This window comes from Paenibacillus sp. MMO-58, assembly GCF_037146255.1.
Classification (GTDB): domain Bacteria; phylum Bacillota; class Bacilli; order Paenibacillales; family Paenibacillaceae; genus Pristimantibacillus.
Map to the genome: position 1 here is coordinate 26,998 of NZ_JBBCVY010000001.1, position 20,644 is coordinate 47,641.

At 50.0% G+C, this 20,644-nt stretch carries 16 protein-coding genes; 12 read left to right on the forward strand and 4 right to left on the reverse strand.

What is annotated here, in order from left to right; genetic code table 11:
* Positions 1-43: 43 nt before the first annotated feature.
* Complete coding sequence (locus WFJ73_RS00165; protein ID WP_336770867.1) at positions 44-844, reverse strand: hypothetical protein; 801 nt, start codon at positions 842-844, stop codon at positions 44-46.
* A gap of 23 nt (positions 845-867) precedes the next feature.
* Positions 868-1,686 (reverse strand): collagen-like triple helix repeat-containing protein, encoded by an 819-nt coding sequence (locus WFJ73_RS00170; protein WP_336770868.1) that lies wholly within the window; start codon positions 1,684-1,686, stop codon positions 868-870.
* A gap of 312 nt (positions 1,687-1,998) precedes the next feature.
* On the opposite strand from WFJ73_RS00170, the gene WFJ73_RS00175 reads away from it, so the two are divergent.
* The 6 genes from WFJ73_RS00175 to WFJ73_RS00200 all read left to right on the forward strand — a co-directional run bounded on the left by WFJ73_RS00175 (position 1,999) and on the right by WFJ73_RS00200 (position 8,112).
* Positions 1,999-2,565, forward strand: coding sequence for a hypothetical protein (locus WFJ73_RS00175; RefSeq protein ID WP_336770869.1), 567 nt, complete (start codon positions 1,999-2,001; stop codon positions 2,563-2,565).
* Entirely contained in the window at positions 2,562-2,972 is a 411-nt protein-coding gene (locus WFJ73_RS00180) for a hypothetical protein (protein WP_336770872.1), read from the forward strand. The genes WFJ73_RS00175 and WFJ73_RS00180 overlap by 4 nt, the downstream gene beginning before the upstream one ends.
* 119 nt (positions 2,973-3,091) lie before the next feature.
* Positions 3,092-3,922, forward strand: coding sequence for a vWA domain-containing protein (locus WFJ73_RS00185; protein ID WP_336770874.1), 831 nt, complete (start codon positions 3,092-3,094; stop codon positions 3,920-3,922).
* 10 nt (positions 3,923-3,932) lie between these two features.
* The gene (locus tag WFJ73_RS00190) at positions 3,933-4,706 is read left to right on the forward strand and encodes a hypothetical protein (RefSeq protein WP_336770876.1); all 774 of its coding nucleotides are present in this window, start codon (positions 3,933-3,935) and stop codon (positions 4,704-4,706) included.
* 5 nt (positions 4,707-4,711) lie between these two features.
* Complete coding sequence (locus WFJ73_RS00195; protein ID WP_336770878.1) at positions 4,712-6,913, forward strand: hypothetical protein; 2,202 nt, start codon at positions 4,712-4,714, stop codon at positions 6,911-6,913.
* A 221-nt stretch (positions 6,914-7,134) separates the two neighbouring features.
* The gene (locus WFJ73_RS00200) at positions 7,135-8,112 is read left to right on the forward strand and encodes an aldo/keto reductase (RefSeq protein ID WP_336770879.1); all 978 of its coding nucleotides are present in this window, start codon (positions 7,135-7,137) and stop codon (positions 8,110-8,112) included.
* Between the two features lie 70 nt (positions 8,113-8,182).
* Here the strand turns inward: WFJ73_RS00200 and WFJ73_RS00205 are convergent, their stop codons facing one another.
* Complete coding sequence (locus WFJ73_RS00205; protein WP_336770881.1) at positions 8,183-8,611, reverse strand: NUDIX hydrolase; 429 nt, start codon at positions 8,609-8,611, stop codon at positions 8,183-8,185.
* Between the two features lie 121 nt (positions 8,612-8,732).
* On the opposite strand from WFJ73_RS00205, the gene WFJ73_RS00210 reads away from it, so the two are divergent.
* The 4 genes from WFJ73_RS00210 (at position 8,733) to WFJ73_RS00225 (ending at position 15,491) form a co-directional block, all read left to right on the forward strand.
* Positions 8,733-11,603, forward strand: coding sequence for a family 78 glycoside hydrolase catalytic domain (locus tag WFJ73_RS00210; protein WP_336770882.1), 2,871 nt, complete (start codon positions 8,733-8,735; stop codon positions 11,601-11,603).
* A 336-nt stretch (positions 11,604-11,939) separates the two neighbouring features.
* Positions 11,940-12,869, forward strand: coding sequence for an ABC transporter permease (locus WFJ73_RS00215; RefSeq protein WP_442955918.1), 930 nt, complete (start codon positions 11,940-11,942; stop codon positions 12,867-12,869).
* 34 nt (positions 12,870-12,903) lie between these two features.
* Positions 12,904-13,812, forward strand: coding sequence for a carbohydrate ABC transporter permease (locus WFJ73_RS00220; RefSeq protein ID WP_015843103.1), 909 nt, complete (start codon positions 12,904-12,906; stop codon positions 13,810-13,812).
* Between the two features lie 41 nt (positions 13,813-13,853).
* Positions 13,854-15,491 (forward strand): ABC transporter substrate-binding protein, encoded by a 1,638-nt coding sequence (locus WFJ73_RS00225; protein ID WP_336770887.1) that lies wholly within the window; start codon positions 13,854-13,856, stop codon positions 15,489-15,491.
* Positions 15,492-15,531: 40 nt separating this feature from the next.
* Here the strand turns inward: WFJ73_RS00225 and WFJ73_RS00230 are convergent, their stop codons facing one another.
* Positions 15,532-17,790, reverse strand: coding sequence for a helix-turn-helix domain-containing protein (locus WFJ73_RS00230; RefSeq protein WP_336770888.1), 2,259 nt, complete (start codon positions 17,788-17,790; stop codon positions 15,532-15,534).
* A 118-nt stretch (positions 17,791-17,908) separates the two neighbouring features.
* Between WFJ73_RS00230 and WFJ73_RS00235 the strand changes: the two genes are divergently transcribed.
* Together WFJ73_RS00235 and WFJ73_RS00240 are read left to right on the forward strand one after the other, a co-directional pair.
* Entirely contained in the window at positions 17,909-19,303 is a 1,395-nt protein-coding gene (locus WFJ73_RS00235) for an alpha-L-fucosidase (protein ID WP_336770890.1), read from the forward strand.
* Between the two features lie 26 nt (positions 19,304-19,329).
* The gene (locus WFJ73_RS00240) at positions 19,330-20,616 is read left to right on the forward strand and encodes an alpha-L-fucosidase (RefSeq protein ID WP_336770892.1); all 1,287 of its coding nucleotides are present in this window, start codon (positions 19,330-19,332) and stop codon (positions 20,614-20,616) included.
* Positions 20,617-20,644: the final 28 nt, after the last annotated feature.

Below are 20,644 nucleotides of genomic sequence, written 5' to 3' on the forward strand. Positions count from 1 at the left end.
AGACGCATGCCTTGGCGGTTTATTTATCGTCTAACTGTAACAATTAGAGAACATTCGGACCAATCACTTCTCCGCTGAGATGGATCTCATTGATGACTGGATTAGTAAAATTAGTAATAGGGGTAGGCATGCCACTTTCAGTTGAGACGTTGAAACCCGAAGCCGACCCTGCTGCGACTGTCAAATAATAGTTGGCGGTGGCGCTGCTGACAGCTGTATCGGTACATTGAAACGTTGTCGTGAACCTTCCTGTAATAACAGTCGGACCCATACCCTCTGAGTTAATTTGGGTTATGCTCCCGGAATCTATTACCGAACAAATTCGTTCGCCGGTTAGAGGTGCATCACGGTAGATACTGAATTGCATGACTTGGCTTGAAATAGATAACTCAGGAGCATTTTCGCTTAAATAGGAGAAGCTCCACACAATGGTGGCGCTTATTGGTATCCGGCTGCCCAAATTAATAGTATTTAGCGTAATGAATCGATCACTTATTTGTGTCTCGGGACCAAATGCAGCGGTGGCAATCGGGAGTGTAACACTGGTGATTGGAGGTGCTCCGGTGACCATCGGATCTGGGATTTCAAAGGAATCGAAAGAAGTCAGCAAACCTACACCTGAAGGACCAGGCAAGCCTTGAGGGCCAGCAGGGCCTTGTGAACCGGTCGGCCCGACATCTCCTTGAAGCCCTACAGATCCATTAGAGCCAACCGCACCAGTTGGCCCTGGCGGTCCGCTAGGACCAGGCGGGCCTTGACGAGTAATGATTCTAACTTTGTGCGATCGGCGCCGGCATATTTTCTTGTTCTTTTTTTTGCGGTGGCGAGGTACAACACACTTCATAACATACACTTCTCCTCAGACAATTAGTTTGAATTAGGACGGATGACCTTCCCGCTGAAGTGAATTTCGTTAATGGTTGGATTCATAAAGTTGGTGATGGGGACAGGTGGACCATTAAATTGAGCATTAAGTCCTGACGCGACTCCGGAAGCTGCAGTCAAATAATAAGTAGCGCTCGGCCCTGCTACTTGTGTATCGGTACATTCAAACGATGTTGTAACGGTGCCGCTAATCAATGTCGTTCCCGTTCCCTCAAGGTTAATTTGAGTAATCTTACCAGAATCTACAGTCGTGCAGATGCGCTGGCCGAATAAGGGAATGTCTCTGAAAATGCTGAAATTCATTTTCTGACTTGCTGTAGCAAGTTCAGGGGCGGTCAAGGAAATAAAACTAAAACTCCACACGATTGTAACTTGCAGCTCGATTCTACTAGAAACATCAATATTATCGAGAGAAAGGAATTGATCACTGACGACAATTTCTGGTCCGGTTTCTGCAGGAAAGATCGGAAGCGTAACGGTTTCAATAGGCGAACTTCCAGGAACCATCGGGTCCGGAATCTCGATAAAGTCATAGAACGCAAGCAGTCCGCCCGGTAAACCCTGAGGCCCTGGAGCTCCTTGAAGCCCTCTTTCCCCTGTTAGTCCCTGAGGTCCTGTTGGTCCCTGAAGCCCCTCAGGTCCTGCAGGACCTGAATGGCCTATAGGACCCATGGGTCCAGAGTTGCCTTCGAGCAGCACTATTTTCAGACGGATACATTTGTTGGCCGATTTGTTGGCCGATTTCTTTTTGTAATAAACAGGATGTTTTTTAATAGTAGTTTTCTTGTTATGACAATCCATTTACACACCCCCTGGACTGATAACTTATTTTATGTTTGCAAATAAAAACAGTGTTGGTTAATCAACTATATTGATAGACAACAACCCAAGCTCAAGCAGGCTTTGCATACTCGCATAGGCCCTCTTGAGCTTGGTCGCTCTTCAATCGTATAGATTATTCACTAGAACTACTTCATTATTCAATCATGCATACGTTTTTCTCTATATGCTGTAGGGCTGATTAAGTATCGCGCTTGTGTAAATTATGGTAAAATGTGGATTATATCTTTTTGGAACGCATGAAACATTTTAGGCTGGTGATGGAATGTGAAGATGTCTAAACTTGGGGAATTGGCCGTTATTGCTATTGTAGTTGTATCCGTTGTTTTATGCATCCAATATACCGAACGCACCTACTATGGGGATGATGGGGTAGTCATCTCACCTGAAAGTAAACCTATGCTAAATGAGGTGCCGTTAGAGGTTAAAGCAACTATTGCAGAAGTTCATGGGATATTAGAAGATTTACTCGGCTGGGGTGCGGATCAGGAGTTTCAATTCACGGGTTCTGATAAAGAACAGTTAAAGGATGCCGAGGGCAAATTGGATGGCGTTCCGCCGCTTTCAAGTGACTTTTTAAGAGAGGATTTACAAAATGCTCAAAACCTTCTTAAGTTCGGTGTCATGCGTGAGGACCTGAAAGCTATTCAGTATGCGTACCGTATCCTAAATGATTTAGATATTGCCTTTAATGATTACTTTGGCACTAAAGTCTGGCACTATTCGCTTGCTGGAGTGGGTAATGGAAAGAATGTAGAGAAGGTAAGAAAATATCTGAATTTCACGGAAATGGATAAAGGATTTCATTTAGTTTTCACCGCTCAAAGGAGGGTAAAGTGAAAAAAGGCATTTTTGCGTCTGCTGTAATTGGGATTATAATGCTTATCAGCCTAACAGTCTTAAATGTTGACAACTCTAACACGGCAAAATTCATAAGGGAACTCAAGGGCTATGACCTTAAAGTGAACGATATTACGAAAGAAGTAAAAAAAGAAACACCAAATTTGGATACAAAGAAGTACACGATTTTGTTGGTGGATGAAAGCGAGCGGGTTCACATTGAAGTCCCGGAGGACGTAGAAAAATCAGTTGAAGAAAAAATACCTATATACACAAGTCCAGCAATAGATTTTACTGGAATACCGCATTTATATATAAGAGATAAACTGGTTGTAAGTTATTTCGGTCAGAATGAAAAATTGTTGAATGTATTAGAACGAATATTGGGTAAATCGCTTGTTAATTAAAATGCGCAAGTAGAGTAAGCAGTTGTCGCAGTTCTTCTACGCCAGCTGCTTTTTTATTGTCAATACTTTGTCCCCTTTCGAATAGGTATAAATATGTATCTATTATGAGGGGTGAGCGTATGTATTCAGCTGAAATCAGCCGTTCGAATCCGTCGTGTATCTTGTTTATTATCGACCAATCCGGGTCGATGTCTGATCCATTCGGGGCAAGCACGAAGTCCGAGAGCGTTTCGGACGCCATCAACCGGTTATTGCAAAATCTCGTTATCAAGTGCGCGAAGTCGGAAGGGATACGCGATTACTATCATGTCGGCGTAATTGGCTACGGCGCCGGTGTCGGTCCTGCGTTCGGAGGTGTTTTAGCGGGGAAAGAAGTGGTGCCGATTAGCGAAATTGCGGATAACCCGTCAAAGCTGGATAAGCGGTTGAAAAAAGTGCCGGATGGGGCAGGAGGACTGGTTGATCAACTCGTCAAGTTTCCGGTCTGGTTTGAGCCCGTAGCAAACGGAGGCACGCCGATGTGCGAAGCAATGAGAACGGCTCAAACCGTTCTGACTCAATGGATCAGCGAGTACACGCATTGTTTTCCGCCGGTTGTCATTCATATCACGGATGGGGAATCGACCGACGGCGATCCAACACTTGAAATGGAACAACTAAGAGCACTCTCAACCGATGACGGAAATGTCCTGCTCTTCAACCTGCACATTTCCGATAGTCCGAGCGCGGTGGATCTCCGCTTTCCGGAAACCGCGGATGCGCTGCCCGACGCGTATTCCAGGATGCTTTACGAAGGCTCAAGTTCGCTGACGCCTTTTATGATCCGAGTCGCCAATCAGGAATACGACTTGAATCTTTCTGATGGAGCGAGAGGTTTTGTGCTTAATGCGGATTTAACTCTCGTGATCCAGGCGCTTGATATCGGTACGCGTCCGGCCAATCTGCGATAGAGCTTCAGCTATGCGAATCGAAAGCGAACGTTTTTTATTGCCGAAGGCAGGAAATCGCAGCGATGAATACGAGGATGCCTCCCATAGCAGCACGCATGTTCACAAGGAGACGACATGTTGCAGATTCGCTATAGCCGATGGGGCTAGTGAGTCCTCCTTTGCTGAACTGTGGGCGAGACTGCTCGTAAAGGGCTATTGCCTTGGCAGATTGGGAGATAGGCAGATCCATAGATCAGTCTCCCCCTTATCGAAAGCCTGGCAGAAAAAAATGAGCGGCAAAATTCTCCCCTGGTATGCGCAAGAGAAGCTCAGCAGCGGGGCGTTTTCCACATTAGCGGGGATCACGTTCGAATTTCCGATGAATGCCCAGTCCGCGGCATTTGACGCGATCGCGGTCGGCGACAGCTGTATTTTTCATGTTCGAGAGGAGACGATGATCGCCTCCTTTCCTTTAGGCACAGCCGATGATTTTGGGCGTCGACCGGTTCTCATCTCGAGTAACGCGGCCAATAACGTTCAGCTTCAAACGTTTGTTCGCAAATGGAGCGGTACCGCCGAAGCGGGAGACGAGTTCTGGTTGATGACCGATGCCCTAGCCTGCTGGCTGCTCACTCGATACAAGGAAGATAGCAACGTAATAAGGATCATACAAAAGATAGATGGCGAGCGCGACTTTAATCATCTCGTGCATGAAGAAAGACGGCGGCCTCATCGTGAAGGCTATTTCTATCTTAGGAATGATGATGTTACGTTCATTCGTCTAAAACTGGTTAAAGGGAAGTGAGGCTATTGTTCTGGCCCACTCCGCAAGATTATAGGGAGGCCATCCAAAACCCGCGTATCTGCTTCAAGGACCCGGATCTGCAGGCTGGCCTTCCTGAACTGGATAAGCTCGGCCTCCCCCGTCCGATATCGGGAAGCTTCGCCAGCGTATACAAAATGAAGTGCGGCGATCGAGAGTGGGCGGTCAGGTGTTTCACTAACAATGTGAAGGATCAGAAGATCCGTTACGATGCCATCAGCTTGCATTTACGCTCCAATCCTCTTCCTTATCTCGTCCCATTCGAATATCTTTCCGAAGGCATCAACATTAACGGTCAGTGGTTTCCGATTGTAAAAATGCAGTGGGTGGAAGGAGAGTCGCTGCTCGATTACATGGGGCGGAATTTGCATCGTGCCGACCTGCTGCAAGAACTCTCCGATAAATGGATATTAATGACCCGCGAGCTGTGCTCGGCCAATATTGGGCATGGCGACTTGCAGCATGGAAATATATTGATCAACAATAATGAAATTATTCTGATCGACTACGACGGGATGTATGTCCCTGCTTTAAGCGGCATGCCAAGCAACGAGCTCGGTCATCGAAACTATCAGCACCCGGAAAGGAATGAAGGGCATTTCGGCCCCTATATCGATCATTTTTCGGCATGGGTAGTTTGGATATCGATCGCAGCTGTTCGTTCGGATCCCTCATTATGGCATTCGCTTGAAGCGGGTGAGGCGGAGGAAAGCCTTCTTTTTCGACGGAATGACTTTGTTAGTCCGGATGTTTCACGGGCGTTCGAATTACTGACGATGGTTGAAGAAGAAGCGGTACGCAAGTCCGCGAACGCCCTTCGCTCATTCGCGGCAATGGAAGTGCCGGAGGTGCCTAGACTCCCCGATCCCGATTCTGAGGGGAGGGATATGCAGCCTTCAAGCCTCCATATCTCGTCCATCTCCCGAAATATGGCATTTAAGACTTCACTAATCGTCTTGTATGATCGGTTCTTGAAGCGGAAGCCAAGGAAGGTTGCCGCCATATCGCCGCCAGAAGCTTCGTATTCCGGCGGAACGTCATGGGTGTTGGACCATATTACGTTGGACAGGGCGCCGCACAAGAAGAGACCAACGTATTTGTTTTTGCAGGACAGCTTCGTTTCCTACCTGATTTTACTCGCAGCAGCGATAGCCGCGGTTACGTTGTACAGCAGTTCCCCGGTCGCAGCGCTATTCATCTGTTCAATTATAGGTTTTGGAACGGAGATGGCTTTTTTAAGCTGGCGTTACGGAAAGGTTCCTGCCGTCCAGGAAAAGAGAGCCACGTGCGAAAATATAACAAAGCTGGAGCTTGCCCTGTCCGAATTGAGTAGCGAATTGAACGGATTAAACGATAGCAAGCAAAACTTTAGTCAAATGGAAGAGCAATTGATATACGATTGCGTACAAAGGCTCGAGGAAGCGGTTTATCGGGAAAGGCATGAAAAGGAAGCGGTGGAGAAGGAGCTTCATATTCATTTAAACGGGTTATTCGGCGAAAGACGGAACATTGACCATGAGGAAAAAACGGAGCTGTCCAGCAAATTGGCTTCGTTCCAAAAAACATGGCTGGAAGAGCAACTAATTAAACATAAGATAAGTCAGGAAAAAATTCCGGAGATCGACGATGAAATGAAACGCCGCTTAAGAACGAACGGAATTCGAACGCCGGCCGATTTTATGGACATTACGATCAATCAGTCCTATGGCCGCAAACAAATCGATAGGGCCTATTTGATTTTAAAAAACGGCGGTTCGGTTCATGTAGGCATGAGCCGGTCTCAAGCGAAGGCGCTGGTCGACTGGAAAAGAAAAGTCGAACGCAAGTATCGAACTAAAATTCCTGCAGTTCTTCCTCACAGTGAAATCTCTGCCATAGCGTTAAAGTATAAGGATCGAAAGTCAAAATTAACCGATGCGGAACAAACGTATAAAACCGTAGCGCAGGAAAGGTTAAATGTGATCAAGCAGACCCATCATCCTGAGCTGGATTCCTTAACGAGTGAATTGGAGGCTGCCAGAATCCGGCTTGAGAACGAGCTTCATCACTTTGATAGGCAGATCGATGAACGAAATAAACGCCATTCCGACATACTGGAGGAATATCGCGATCTAAACAAACGTATGTCATCGTACATGGATGTTCATTTTTTAAGTTACGTAAAGCAAGTATTCCTGTTTCGAGGGTAAACGACCATCATCCTGAGACAGCATCCCCTTCCGGTAGCCGGGAGGGGATTTTTATAGTGGTTTAAGGCGAATTCTCTTCATATTGATGTCGCAATCCCACAGTATCCTGGAGTAACTAAGTAAATATTTTTTCACTTCTTATTCCGTAAAATCTCTAATGCTATAATGAATGGAATCATATGTTATATCAAATATTCATATTTCACTTAGAGGTGATAATCATGGAATACCGTGTACTAGGACGATCCGGGTTGAAGGTAAGCGAGATCAGCTTGGGCTGCTGGGCGATTGGCGGGCCATCGTGGCGGGACGGTGAACCCGTTGGCTGGTCGGGCAATGATGACAACGAGTCTCTTGCCGGCTTGCGCAGAGCGCATGAGCTTGGCATTAACCATATGGATACAGCGGATGTATATGGCGACGGTCATTCGGAGCGGGTAATCGGACAGTTCATGAAGGATGTTCCTCGCGAATCCGTCATTGTAGCCTCAAAGGTAGGTTGGTTCAGAGGAACCGCTCCTAACGCGATGCAGCCGGTACATATCCGCCACCAGCTGGAGCAGACTCTTACGAATCTCGGAACGGATCATGTTGATCTCTATTATTTCCATAATACGAACTTTGGCCCGAACGACCGCTATCTGGAGGAAGCAGCCGATACGATGCGCGACCTTCAGAAGGAAGGCAAGGTCCGCGTGATTGGCCAATCCGCTTACAGCTATGCCGATTTTATGCGGGTATGCCCGGTAACCCGTCCGGATGTGCTGCAGTTCCATTACAACGCTTTCGGCAATGAATTTGATCGGGAGAACACCAATCTGTTCCGCTGGGCGGAAGAGCAAAACCTAGGCATGGTGCTGTTCGGACCGCTTGCCCAAGGCTTGCTGCTGGATAAATTCGATCCGGAGCATCCTCCTAAGTTCGGAGAAGGGGATATCCGTTCAACGAACCATTCTTATTCCAAGGAACGCTTGCTCGAGATCCGCAGACAGCTTCAGCCTCTTAAAGAGCATTTCGGAGATAGCACGCAGGATCTGGTTAGAGCAGCTATTCAATATGCACTGGCACAGTCTCCCAATGCATGCGTCATTCCCGGCTTCAAAAATATCCGTCAAGTGGAATCCAACGCGAAGGCAGCGGGAGAGCCGCTGACAATTCAGGAAGTGGAACTCATCCAGCAAGCCTTTGGCAGAAAATAAGAAACAAAATAAAGCTCCCTCTAATGCCAGTATGAGCTGGATGCGAAGGAGCTTTGTTTTTTAACGGAATTCAAATCCATTGCCTTGGGCCAATGGAATGGAAGAGAGACTTGCGGTTTGAATCCAGCGCATGGAGGATTCGGTTGCAGGTAAAATCGCTGATTGGCCGCGGGAGATTATCGGGATCGCAATAGCGGCATTCGAGTATTTCCGGTGAGCTTGGTATGGGATGCTGATCTCCATCGATATCCGCCAAAAAAACAAAGTGGTGCATGTCATAATCCGGGTCGTAATAGATACCCGTTAAAGCCCCAATCTCGACCGTCAGCCCGGTCTCCTCGACCACTTCTCTTGCGGCGGTCTGCTGTGCGGACTCGTTAGCTTCCGATTTGCCTCCCGGCAGATCCCAATTATTCTTGCCATAACTATGCTTGACCAGCAACACCTTGCCTTCGGTATTTGTAATAATCGCTGCTGCACCCATTAGCTTGTTCGACAAACCTATTCCTCCTTGATAGTTAAAGGTATGAGCTCTATTCCTTTAACGCCAATAACTGGAATTAGGTTGCGAGGGAGAAGCAGTCAGAAAATGATTTTAATAGAACTAGGAGGAAAAGATAATGAAGGAAACGGCTTGGAAGGCTCGATGGATATGGGGAGGGAATGAGGAAAGCCCGCGTAACGAATGGCGCTGCTTCCGCTCGACGTTTGACGTGACGGCAGATGGAGCCGAGGATACCCAGCTGCGAATTAGCGCGGATTCGAGATACGTCGCTTATGTAAACGGGGTGCAAATCGGCAGAGGTCCGGTCCGTTCTTGGCCGGAAGAGCAATTTTACGATACTTATTCCATTGGTCATTTGCTTCAGCCCGGCGACAGGAACACGATTGCCGTTCTTGTGCTGCATTTTGGCGTAACCAACTTCTATTACTTGAGGGGGAAAGGCGGGCTGCTTGCGGAAATCGCTTCAGGCGATGACGTGCTGGCAGCAACGGATTCGTCCTGGAAGACGGAGAAGCTGAGAGGTCATCATTCCGCAGCTCCGCGCATGTCCTGTCAGCAAGGCTTTGCGGAAATTTACGATGCGAGGGAATCGGATGGCGATTGGACGGAGACAATCTACGACGATTCTTCCTGGTTGCAGGCTGCAAACGTAGCTGAAGTCGGGGAAGGTCCGTGGAAAAAGCTGATTCCCCGCGATATCCCGTTTCTGACGGAAGAAAAGCTGTATCCTTCCCGCATCGAGTCCTTCCAGCGGGTGAAGCCGCCTGCCTGGACGGCAGCTATCGACCTTCGCAACGCAATGGTTCCCGGTTCGGTGGAGCACGCCAATCCTATTCAATATATGGGCTACATCGCTACGACGCTTTCACTGGCTGAAGCAGGCCAAGTGACGGTTGGCATTTTGCAATCCCGCGGCGAGAAGCTGTGGATTGACGGACAACGGATCGAGAAGAGTTATGGCAACGATCCGGAACGCTACTATGAGGTAGCTCTGGAAGCCGGCGAGCATTTCCTTCTGCTTGATATTACCCAAGGGGATCATGGGGGGGCTTACCACGTAGCGATCCATTCGGAGCAGAAGTTCTCGCTTTATTCTCCCGATTCGGCCGGGGAGACGCCGTGGCTGCTTATTGGACCTTTTGACGATACAGAATACATTGATACAAGGGAAAACAGGCAGATTGACAGGAATGAGCCTAACTATATAAAAGCGGCAGGAGCCGCTTCAATGGAGGGACTGGCTTCCGTTCGGTCTTGGATCTGCCCTCTGGATGGCGTTTATTATACCGAGCAGGACGTATTTGGCTCCAATGTATGGCGTCCTGAAGCCGAGCGGTACACCTTGCCGTCTGGTCTGAATGCCTGCCTAACGGCGGCGCAGGAATATGCGGTTATTCCGCGTTTCCGGGATGGGGATACCGAGCTCGTCATTGACCTTGGCAAGCAGCGGACCGGCTTTTTTGGCTTCAAGATCGAAGCTCCGGCTGGGACGGTTGTGGATGTATATGGCCTTGAGTATCTAAAAGCCGATTTCCGCCAGCACACATTTGGTCTCGATAATACGTTCAGGTACGTCTGCCGGGAAGGACGGCAGCAATATGAATCGCCGGTCCGGCGAGGGTTCCGTTATGCGGTGCTGACCATAAGGGGAGCGGCAGGGCCAGTTAAGCTGCATGAGGTCTATATGGTGCAAAGCACTTATCCGGTTGCGGAAGCCGGAACATTCCATAGCTCCGATCCGCTGCTGAACGATATCTGGGCGATCAGCCAGCATACGACTCGGAACTGCATGGAGGATACGTTTGTGGATTGCCCTTCTTACGAGCAGACTTACTGGGTGGGAGACAGCCGCAACGAGGCATTGGTTAACTATTATATTTTTGGCGAGCTTGATATCGTTAAACGCTGCTTGCGTCTTGTTCCTGGCTCAAAGGACAGATCCCCGCTATATATGGATCAGGTGCCAAGCGGCTGGACGAGCGTTATTCCGAACTGGACGTTCTTCTGGGTACTCGCGACGATGGAATATGTGGAGCATACGGGAGACAAGGCTTTTGCAGCCGAGATGTGGCCTGAGGTCCGCTTTACGCTTGAGCATTATTTGACTCACATCAATGAGCAAGGGCTGCTCGAAATGCGGGGGTGGAATCTGCTCGACTGGGCGCCGATTGACCAGCCGAACGAAGGGGTTGTTACCCACCAGAATCTGTTCCTGACGAAGACTCTCCGTCAAGCGGTACAAATGTCCCTCGAAGCAGGGAAAGCGGATGAAGGAGTCTCTTTTGCCGAAGCGGCCGTATTACTGGAGCAAGCCATAAATGATCATTTATGGAATGAGGAGCGGGGAGCTTACCTTGATTGCATTCATGCTGACGGACGGCGCTCGGATATCTACAGCATGCAGACGCAGGTCGTTGCTCTATTGTGCGACATCGCTCAAGGGGAGCGCAGAGCAAAGCTGGAATCCTATCTACTTCAGCCTCCGGCTTCGTTTGTGCAGATCGGCAGTCCGTTTATGTCATTCTTCTACTATGAAGCGCTGGAAGCGATGCGGCATATCCCCGCCATGCTTGACGATATCCGCCGCAATTACGGCTTAATGATCGCAAACGATGCAACGACCTGCTGGGAGATGTACCCGAATTTTACGGAAAATCGCGCCAATGCCGATCTGCTTACCCGCAGCCATTGTCATGCGTGGTCGGCAGGTCCGGCTTATTTCCTGGGACGCAATGTGCTTGGAGTTAAACGTCTGGACAGCGGCTGGAGCAAAGTGAGAATCGAGCCTTCTCCATGCGACTTGAAATGGGCAAGAGGTGCCGTTCCGTTGCCTAACGGAGGAACCATCGAGGTTGACTGGAGCATCGCGAATGAGGTCATGTCCCTTCGAATCTCCGCTCCGGAGGATGTTGAACTTGATGTTCAGCTGCCTGAAGCCCTAACCGGGAATGTATCCATTGTCAGAACGAAAAAGCTGCCCTTATAATAATGAAAGCCGGGTCCTTGTTGACCCGGCTTTTCTTTGTCTTCGGTTGTCTTCGGATATGTTAATCTTGACAAGGGCAGGCTGAGCGACTAATCCCGCTGCGAAAATAACATATTGTCCGATTGTCTGAAGCGATTGTCATCATCGCTCCGGCCTTGACGGCTGGTGCTTTTAACATTCACGAAAACGACATATTTACGCTGGCCGCCTCCATGCTCTATCCTCGGAAGTAAGCGCTGACAAGGACGAGCAAACGTTCCTTCGCGGCGAGAGCACTTGAACCCATTTGGAAGAGGTGATCCGATGCAAGATTCGAAGGCTGCCGCAACGGGCAGCATGGCGCTACGATCCGGGACATCGACCAAGCGGCTCGGAAGAAGGATCGTGCAAAACTGGGAATTGTACATTTTTGTTGCACCGGCGTTTTTCTATTTTCTTATCTTTTGTTACCTGCCGATGTACGGTGTCCAGATCGCGTTCAAATCGTTTATTCCGACCAAAGGAATAGTAGGAAGTCCTTGGGTTGGATTGGACCATTTTGACCGGTTCTTCCAATCCTATTATTTCTGGGATTTGATCTGGAATACGCTGAGCGTTAGTCTCTATGATCTAGCGATTGGCTTTCCGATTCCGATCATACTGGCGCTGGCCTTTAATGAAGTACGCAACGGCTTTTTCAAAAAGATGGCCCAGACGGTCACCTACGCACCTCACTTTATATCGGTTGTTGTTATGGCCGGGATGATCATTTCTTTCCTGTCACCGTCTACCGGAATTCTGGTTCATGTCATTCAATGGCTTGGCTTTGGCACGCCGGAATTTCTTACCGATCCCAAGTGGTTCAAGACGATGTACGTATTCTCGAATGTGTGGCAGAGCGCGGGCTGGGGGACAATCATTTATTTGGCCGCTTTATCCGGCGTGGATCCCGGACTTCATGAAGCAGCCATTATCGACGGGGCTTCGCGTTTCCAGCGCATTCGCCACATTAATATACCCGTCTTGATCCCGACGATGACCATTCTGCTAATTTTAAACATGGGAAGCTTGTTTGGGGTTGGATTCGAAAAGATTTTGTTGCTCCAAAATCCGCTTAATATGGAGTCTTCCGACGTCATCGCTACCTTCGTCTACCGTTCCGGTCTGGAGAATGCCCAATACAGCTTCTCGGCAGCGGTTGGCCTGTTTAATTCCGTAATAAACGCCATTCTGCTGATAGCCGTAAATCAGATCGTTCGTCGGACGAGCGAGAACAGCTTGTGGTAAAGTGAATGCTTACGATGAAAGAGGAGGGAGACGCATGTTCCATGGCATTAAAGAGAGCAGGGGCGATAAAATTTTTCTCGCTTGCAATTACTTGTACGTTTTTCTCGCCTTTCTGATCGTCTTCTATCCGCTGGTGTATATGATCAGCGCATCCATCAGCGATCCGAAGGCCGTGGCTTCGGGAGAGATGTGGCTGTGGCCGAAAGGCATTACGTTAGAAGGCTACAAGATGGTGTTCAAGAACACCAATATCTGGATCGGCTACGAAAATACCATCATCTATACGGTGGTTGGGACGGCGATCAACTTGTTCGTGACGCTGCCGGCAGCTTACGCGCTAAGCCGCAGAGATTTCGTCGGGAGAAATTTCTTCATGGGCATGTTTATGGTTACCATGTTCTTCAGCGGCGGTCTGATCCCAACTTATCTCCTCGTGAAGGAACTAGGCATGATGAATTCGATGTGGGCGATCGTTCTTCCGTCCGCCGCGTCCATCTGGAATATAATCGTTTCCCGTACCTTTTTTCAAAGCTCCATTCCGAAGGAGCTGCAGGAAGCCGCGCAGATTGACGGCTGCTCGAATATGCGGCTGTTTTTCAGAATCATTCTGCCGCTCTCGCTGCCGATCATCGCCGTAATGGCGTTGTTTTACGGGGTAGGCAATTGGAACAGTTATTTCTCGGCGCTGATTTATCTGAACGAGGCCGGAAAGTATCCGCTGCAGCTTGTATTGCGTCAAATCCTGGTACTTCAGGAGATGGGGGCGCAAGGAGGCGGCGCGATCGATATCTCTTCGGCAACCGCCATGAACAGCAAGGCGGAGATTGCGGCGCTCGTCAAATACGCCGTTATTATCGTCGCCACCATTCCGGTCATCGTGATTTATCCATTCTTGCAGCGTTATTTCGTTCAGGGTGTAATGATCGGTTCCGTTAAGGGCTGATCTTCCCATATCATTCAACTAAAAAAGGGAGTGTGTATTGCATGAACAGGATTTCCAGGGCATCATCCGTTATTCTCAGCGTTACCATGACAGCCAGCATGCTGGCCGCCTGCAGCTCTTCCAATGAGAACAACAATTCCGCTTCGCCATCCTCTTCTGCAAATTCTTCTTCACCCGAGGCTTCTACCGATAGCGGCGTAAAAAAAGACGGCTTTCCTATCGTTGACAAGCCGATCACTCTTAAGATGATGTCGCAGGACGTGGGCAAAGCAGACTGGAACACCATGCCGGCGTTAAAGGAAATGGAAAAGCTGACGAATATCAAGTTCACCTATCAATTGACGCCGCTGGACAGTTTCTCCACGAAGAAGAACCTCGTGTTCGCGAGCGGAGACCTGCCGGATGTCCTCTACGCTCCGGATTTGACGCCGGCTGAACAGGTGACGTACGGAACGCAAGGCGTGCTTATTCCGCTGGAGAAGTATATTGACGAAGGATACGCGCCGAATCTCAAGAAAATTTTCGACGAGCATCCGGACATCCGCAAATCGTTTACGACGCCTGACGGACATATGTATGCTCTTCCGTACATCGATCTGTCGGCTATCTGGTACCGCAGTCCAATGTGGTACAACGGCAAATTCCTCAAGGCGTTAAACGTGAAGGAGCTGCCGAAGACGACGGAGGAGCTATACAACCTCCTGAAGCGGGTGAGGGACGAGGATCCGAACGGAAACGGGAAGAAGGACGAAATACCGCTCACTTCCGTGAAGCTGGACGATCTGCGCATGTTCTTCTTTGGATTCTGGGGCATGTATGACGAGAAGATTTATGCCGACAAGGATGGCAAGGTCCACTACTCTCCGCAAGAGGAAGGCTATAAGGGGTACCTGACGTTCATGAACCGTTTGTGGAACGAGAACCTGCTGGATCACGAGACCTTCTCGCAGACCTCCGACCAGAAAAAAGCGAAAGGCCAGAATAACCAGATCGCGTTGTTTAACGACTATTTCCCTTACTTCACGCTTGGCGGCGAGCCTAGCGGGGATAATCCGCTTATGACGCCGGTCAGCAGCGAAATCGCGGGAACGCCGGTCTATGGCATGCATCCGGGCATCTCCGCCAACGGAACGTTTGCCATTACGAGCAAGGATCCGAATCCGGAGGCGACCATGCGCTGGGTTGACTATCAATACAGCTACGAGGGCGCAACGCTTATGAATCAAGGGCCTGAAGGCACGCTCTGGAAGTACAAGAACAAGGATACTCACGAGAAGGAATGGGTCGAGCTTCCGAACGGTCAGGATCGTGAAGACTTCCGGGGCACGCTTACGCCAAACTTCGGGATCTTAACCCCGGGTATCAAAATTAACGAACTAACGAACGGCCTTACGACTGAATTCGATAATTGGATTCAAAAGGAAAGCGAAGAAAAGCTGAAGCCAATCGGCAAGGCACCGTTCCCTAACGTATATCTGACCAATGACGAGCAAAGCGAAATTACATCCTTGCTGTCCGACCTCGACACATACGTTCAGCAGATGGAAGCGAAGTTCGTGACGGGACAAGAGCCGATGTCGGGTTGGGACAAGTATTTGGCACAGGTCAAAAAGATGGGCGGGGACCGTATAGCGGAAGTATATCAGGGCGCATACGACCGCTGGAAGTCGGGCAAGTAACGGGAAATAAGCCAACGACCTCGGTCGTTGGCGGTTGATCCTATTGGACATAAGCGAACATTTTGCGGTATTGCCCCGGCGTGTAGCCGGTCTCCTTCTTGAATTTGCGGATGAAGTTAGGCGCGTCCACGTAGCCGACCCGGATGATGATGTCTTTGAGCGAATCGTCCGTCGTCTTCAGCTGGTGCATCACTTCTTCCAGCCGTTTCTGCCAGATGTATTGGACGAAGTTCACGCCCATCTTCTCCTTGAAGGAGCGGCTGACGTGGGACGGAGACAGGCTGAATTCGGAAGCGACCGTCTCGAGGCTAAGGGCATTGTCCGCAAAATGTTCTTCAATGTAAGCGATCATCCGGTCGGTAAGCGATTGTTCTTCCTTCTGGTTGGCTTGCTCCACCTGCTCGCATAGCCGGGAAGCTAAATGTAGGAGATTGCGTTCCAGCTCGTCTAGCGATTGGCCCGATATCATCTGCGGCGCAATTTCTTGAATCAGCCGCTGGTTCTCGAGTTCGGACGCGGTCTTCAGAATGGTATTCAAAAGATCGATGCCGATGCAGCGGATGAGCAGCGTGGACAGCTCGGACTGCCTTAAGCTCAGGATGGCCGACTGGATCATTTGCGAAGCTACTTCAAAGCTGCCTTGCTTTAAGCTCTGGGAGAGCTTTAACAATGTATTGTTGGGAATCCAGAAGGTTTGATCCGTTGCAACCGATTGTTTCTCGAAATAATTCACCGAACCGGCGCTCGAGGACACCCTCAGGTCGTAGGCTGAACACGCTTCGATATAGCTCTGATTCAGCCCATCCGGACCGGGATAACTCGTGCCGACGCCAATGACCGGCTGAATCTGGCAAGATTCCAGCAAATGACTTCGCAAGGCTTCAACGATAAGCTGCTTGTGTTCGAATTCGTCTGCAGCCTCATCCGGATCGAAGCTGACCAGGACGCCAATCTGGCCTAATTGGGACAGCTCAACGCCGTACCCGTGACTGTTCAGATTCGGTAATTTAATGTGCGTTAACAGCTCCAGTATCTCCTGATGCTCCAACACGCCGTTTTTCTCATTGCTGATCCAACCAATGACCATAACGAAGTGGAGGGAGCGGTCGAACCTTAGATCCAGTACCTCTCTTAGCTCCGGCGTCAGAATTCGGGAGCTGCCGAACCGGAGCAGCATGGAGAGCAGATGATGGCGGGCGAACGGCTCTTGCAGGTCGACTCTGGCACTGTATTCCAGCAGCGTTGTCCGGATTCGGTCTAATTCGTTGCGGGACTCGCCGGGACGGCTCGCAGGCTTCCAGCTCTTGGATGCCGCGAACTCAACCAGCGTCGAAATCGGCTGGTATTGCATTCGGGCCAAGAGTAGCGCGATTGCCGCGCCGGCGGCCACAACAAAGATAAGCAGCATAATGATGAAGCTTCGCACATGCAGGACGCTGCTGAAGAATTGCTCGCTTGGCATGATGGTCACGTAGGTCCAGCCGTTGACCGGCGATTGAACGGAAACGATCGAATGCTCCTTGCCGTTCAGGACATGCTTTTGAATGCCCGGTGTTAAATGACCGAACAAAGAACGGGTATCCGTATCCGATAACGTCTCGCCTTGGAGATTATCTACCAGAATTTGACCCTGGTTATCGAGAATATAGGTTTGGCCTTGATAGTTACCTAGAATGGAATCGATGAGGCTCGTCAGCTCGGATTTCTGGATCAAATACATAACCGTTCCGTACGGATTCGGATTATTGGGTTTGATCGGGATCAGATAGGCGAGCATCGATTGTTTCCGGCCGGAAGAGTTGCTAGCGATATCGGCAGGCCGCATCGTCGGAAACTTGACGTCGTTCAAATCCTGGTATACCGCGTTTTTATCCCAATTCTGAAACAGAAGATTGTTCGTGAATACGTCGAAGTGGTTCATCCCTTCACTGGAGTAGATGCGGTCGTCCTTGTGGAAATACAAGTACAGCTCCCCGATAATCGAGCTTGTCGCCTTGTATTGATCCAGAGCTTCAATAGCTTCTCCGCTATGAATCGGATCGTGCACGAGGTAAGAGGCAAGTCTGTGGTCGTACGAGATGCGGACCGCAATCTCGCTTAGTTCCTTCATTCGCCCGTCGATGATCGTTTCGGCTTGCGTCAATTGGTCGAGATGGGAGCGTTCGATTTCGGAACGAAGGCGGTGCGAAGCGTTTTCATAAATAAAGATCGACGTAAAAATTAAAGGAATCAACAAGATGAATAAGTAGGACCAAGTGTATTTCAGAAAAAGCTTGGACTTGAAATAGTTCCGGTTCAAATGGTACGCCCCCTGACAACGGTTATCTATCTCTTTTACAAATCTTAAATATCTGAAAATTAAATCTATTATACAACGTTAACCGGATTGAAAGAATGGTTTTTTAGGAGGAATTAGGATGAGTGAGAAGGAACAGGCAATTGCCTTAGAGGAAGAAGCGGTCGAACAAGGGGTACATAACTACAGCAGCGAGGAAAGCTGGGTTAAGCCTGAGGATCCTCTGCTGCTTGAGCGGCTCGAATGGTTCAAGGATCAGAAGCTTGGCTTAATGATGCACTGGGGGCCTTACTCCCAGCTAGGCCTGGTTGAATCTTGGGCCTTAAGCGACGAGGATGGGGACTGGTCCCGGGACGGCATTGATTGGGATATCGATTCGGAAGAGCTGAAGCGGCAATATTTTGCCTTGAACAAGACGTTTAATCCGCTTCGTTTCCAACCCGAGCTGTGGGCCGAGCTTGCGGCGGAGAACGGCTTCAAATATTTGAACTTCACCACCAAGCACCATGACGGGTTCTGCATGTGGGATACGCGCACGACCGATTATCGCATTACGGGACAAGAATGTCCGTTCCATACGCATAAGCACGCGGATATCGTGAAGCACCTGTTCAACTCGTTCCGGGACAAGGGGCTTGGCATCTCCGCCTATTTCTCCAAAGCGGATTGGCATTCTCCCTATTATTGGACGCCGGGAATACGGCCGGATACGAAGACGTCCAGGGGACCGAGCTACGATCCTACGGAATACCCGTGGCTATGGGAGAAATTCGTTCAATTTACGCATGAGCAGATCATGGAGCTGATGACGAATTACGGCCGGATCGACGTGCTGTGGCTGGACGCCGGCTGGGTGAACGATTACCGCAAACAAAATATTCGGCTGGGAGAAGTGGTCGAGAAGGCGCGCGAAATCCAGCCTTGGTTGCTCTCGGCGGACCGGACCGTCGGAGGACCTTACGAGAACCTGATCACGCCGGAGCAGACGCTGCCGGAACGGGCGCTGCATGTGCCATGGGAAAGCTGCATTACGATGGGCACGTCGTTTTCTTTCCGTTACGAGGACCGTTACAAATCGGTCCGTCAGCTTATCCAGCTGCTCATCGAAATCGTAGCAAAAGGCGGCAACCTGGCGCTTAACATTGGCCCTCAGCCGGATGGCAGATTGTCGGAGACGGCGATCGCCCGCATGAAAGGAATGGGGAAATGGCTGAACGTATACGGTGAAGCGATCTACGGCACTAGGGTCTGCGAGCCGTATTCGGAGGGAAATACATGCTTCACGCAGAAAAACGGCGTCGTTTATGCGTTTTACCTATACAAGGACGCAAGCGAGCCGGTTCGGGAGGAGATTCATCTTCCTTGGAGCGGAGAAGCCGGAAGTATCGATCTGGTTGGCGGTGAGGAGCGGCTTGACTATCGCCGTACCGAAAGCGGGATTGCCGTTCGTCTGCCGGATTCGGAGCGCTCCGCTAAGGAGACGCCAATCGCGCATGTCTTCCGGATTCATGCGTAACTATCGCTTGAAAGGAATGATTCGGGATGCAGAGATGGTTCGAAGACGCAAAGCTGGGCATATTCATTCACTACGGAATCTATGCGGTTGACGGCGTGGCGGAATCATGGTCCTTTTACAACGGGAACATGACGTATGAGCAATATATGAAGCAGCTAAGCGGGTTTACGGCTTCAAGCTTTGACGCGGAAGGGTGGGCCGATCTGATCGAGAAGTCGGGAGCGAGGTACGCCGTTCTGACGACGAAGCATCACGACGGCGTAGCATTGTGGGACACGCGGCTTAGCGACCTGAATGTCGTGAAGAAGACGCCGGCAGGCCGGGATTTGGTCAAGCCATTCGCGGACGCGATTGCGAAGCGGGATATTCGGCTTGGTCTGTACTACTCGCTGATCGATTGGTCGCATCCGGATTATCCAAGCGTCTATCAGGACGGCAGGATTCCCGAGGATCTAAGCCAAGTCAACCGTTTTTCCAGTCCGGCAGACGGTATCGAGGACGGGGACAGATGGCAGCGATTCCTGCAATTCAACGACGGCCAGCTTCGGGAGCTGCTGACGAATTACGGCCGGGTAGATCTGCTGTGGTTCGACGGGGATTGGGAGCGGAGCGCCGACCAGTGGAATTTGCCGGCGTTCAAGCAGTACCTAAAGTCGTTTAATCCGGATGTAATCGTCAACTCGCGGCTGCAGGGACATGGCGATTACAAGACGCCGGAGCAAGGACTTCCCATTACGAGACCGGAAGGGCCTTGGGAATTTTGCACGACGATTAACGGCTCGTGGGGTTATGTGCCGACGGACAACCGTTATAAATCGCTTGGCATGATTATCCGGATGTTCTGCGACTGTATCTCCATGGGCGGAAATATGCTGCTGGACATCGGGCCGCGGGAGGACGGAACGATCGACAAACGTCAGGAAGATATTTTGCTTGGCCTCGGCGAATGGATCCGTCAGCATGCGGAGGCTGTTTACGGAACGAGGGAAGGCATCATGACGCGTTATTACTTGGGCGGAAGCACGTTGACCCCGGATAAGAAGACGCTCTACCTGTTCGTCTATGACAATCCGAAGGAGCATATTTGCCTGAAAGGGTTATGCAATCCGATTAAGCGGATTACCGTTCTGCATTCGGGAAAAGAACTGTCGCATCACATCCATGGAGGAGTTCCTTGGTTCGATATTCCCGGGACGACCTGGATAGGGCTGACGGCGGAAGACACGCATGAGCACGTTACGGTGCTGAAGCTGGAATTTGGCGACGAAGTGAAGTTTTACGGAGGCGCGGGAGCCGTGGTGACCCATAACTAGCCAGAAGAAAGAGATTGGGGGACAGGAC

Excerpts from the sequence above, each read along its gene's own strand:
- WFJ73_RS00165 (WP_336770867.1), bottom strand. The coding sequence starts at position 844 with ATGAAGTGTGTTGTACCTCGCCACCGCAAAAAAAAGAACAAGAAAATA.
- WFJ73_RS00170 (WP_336770868.1), bottom strand. The coding sequence starts at position 1,686 with ATGGATTGTCATAACAAGAAAACTACTATTAAAAAACATCCTGTTTAT.
- WFJ73_RS00175 (WP_336770869.1), top strand. The coding sequence starts at position 1,999 with ATGTCTAAACTTGGGGAATTGGCCGTTATTGCTATTGTAGTTGTATCC.
- WFJ73_RS00185 (WP_336770874.1), top strand. The coding sequence starts at position 3,092 with ATGTATTCAGCTGAAATCAGCCGTTCGAATCCGTCGTGTATCTTGTTT.
- WFJ73_RS00190 (WP_336770876.1), top strand. The coding sequence starts at position 3,933 with ATGCGAATCGAAAGCGAACGTTTTTTATTGCCGAAGGCAGGAAATCGC.
- WFJ73_RS00200 (WP_336770879.1), top strand. The coding sequence starts at position 7,135 with ATGGAATACCGTGTACTAGGACGATCCGGGTTGAAGGTAAGCGAGATC.
- WFJ73_RS00210 (WP_336770882.1), top strand. The coding sequence starts at position 8,733 with ATGAAGGAAACGGCTTGGAAGGCTCGATGGATATGGGGAGGGAATGAG.
- WFJ73_RS00215 (WP_442955918.1), top strand. The coding sequence starts at position 11,940 with ATGGCGCTACGATCCGGGACATCGACCAAGCGGCTCGGAAGAAGGATC.
- WFJ73_RS00220 (WP_015843103.1), top strand. The coding sequence starts at position 12,904 with ATGTTCCATGGCATTAAAGAGAGCAGGGGCGATAAAATTTTTCTCGCT.
- WFJ73_RS00225 (WP_336770887.1), top strand. The coding sequence starts at position 13,854 with ATGAACAGGATTTCCAGGGCATCATCCGTTATTCTCAGCGTTACCATG.
- WFJ73_RS00235 (WP_336770890.1), top strand. The coding sequence starts at position 17,909 with ATGAGTGAGAAGGAACAGGCAATTGCCTTAGAGGAAGAAGCGGTCGAA.
- WFJ73_RS00240 (WP_336770892.1), top strand. The coding sequence starts at position 19,330 with ATGCAGAGATGGTTCGAAGACGCAAAGCTGGGCATATTCATTCACTAC.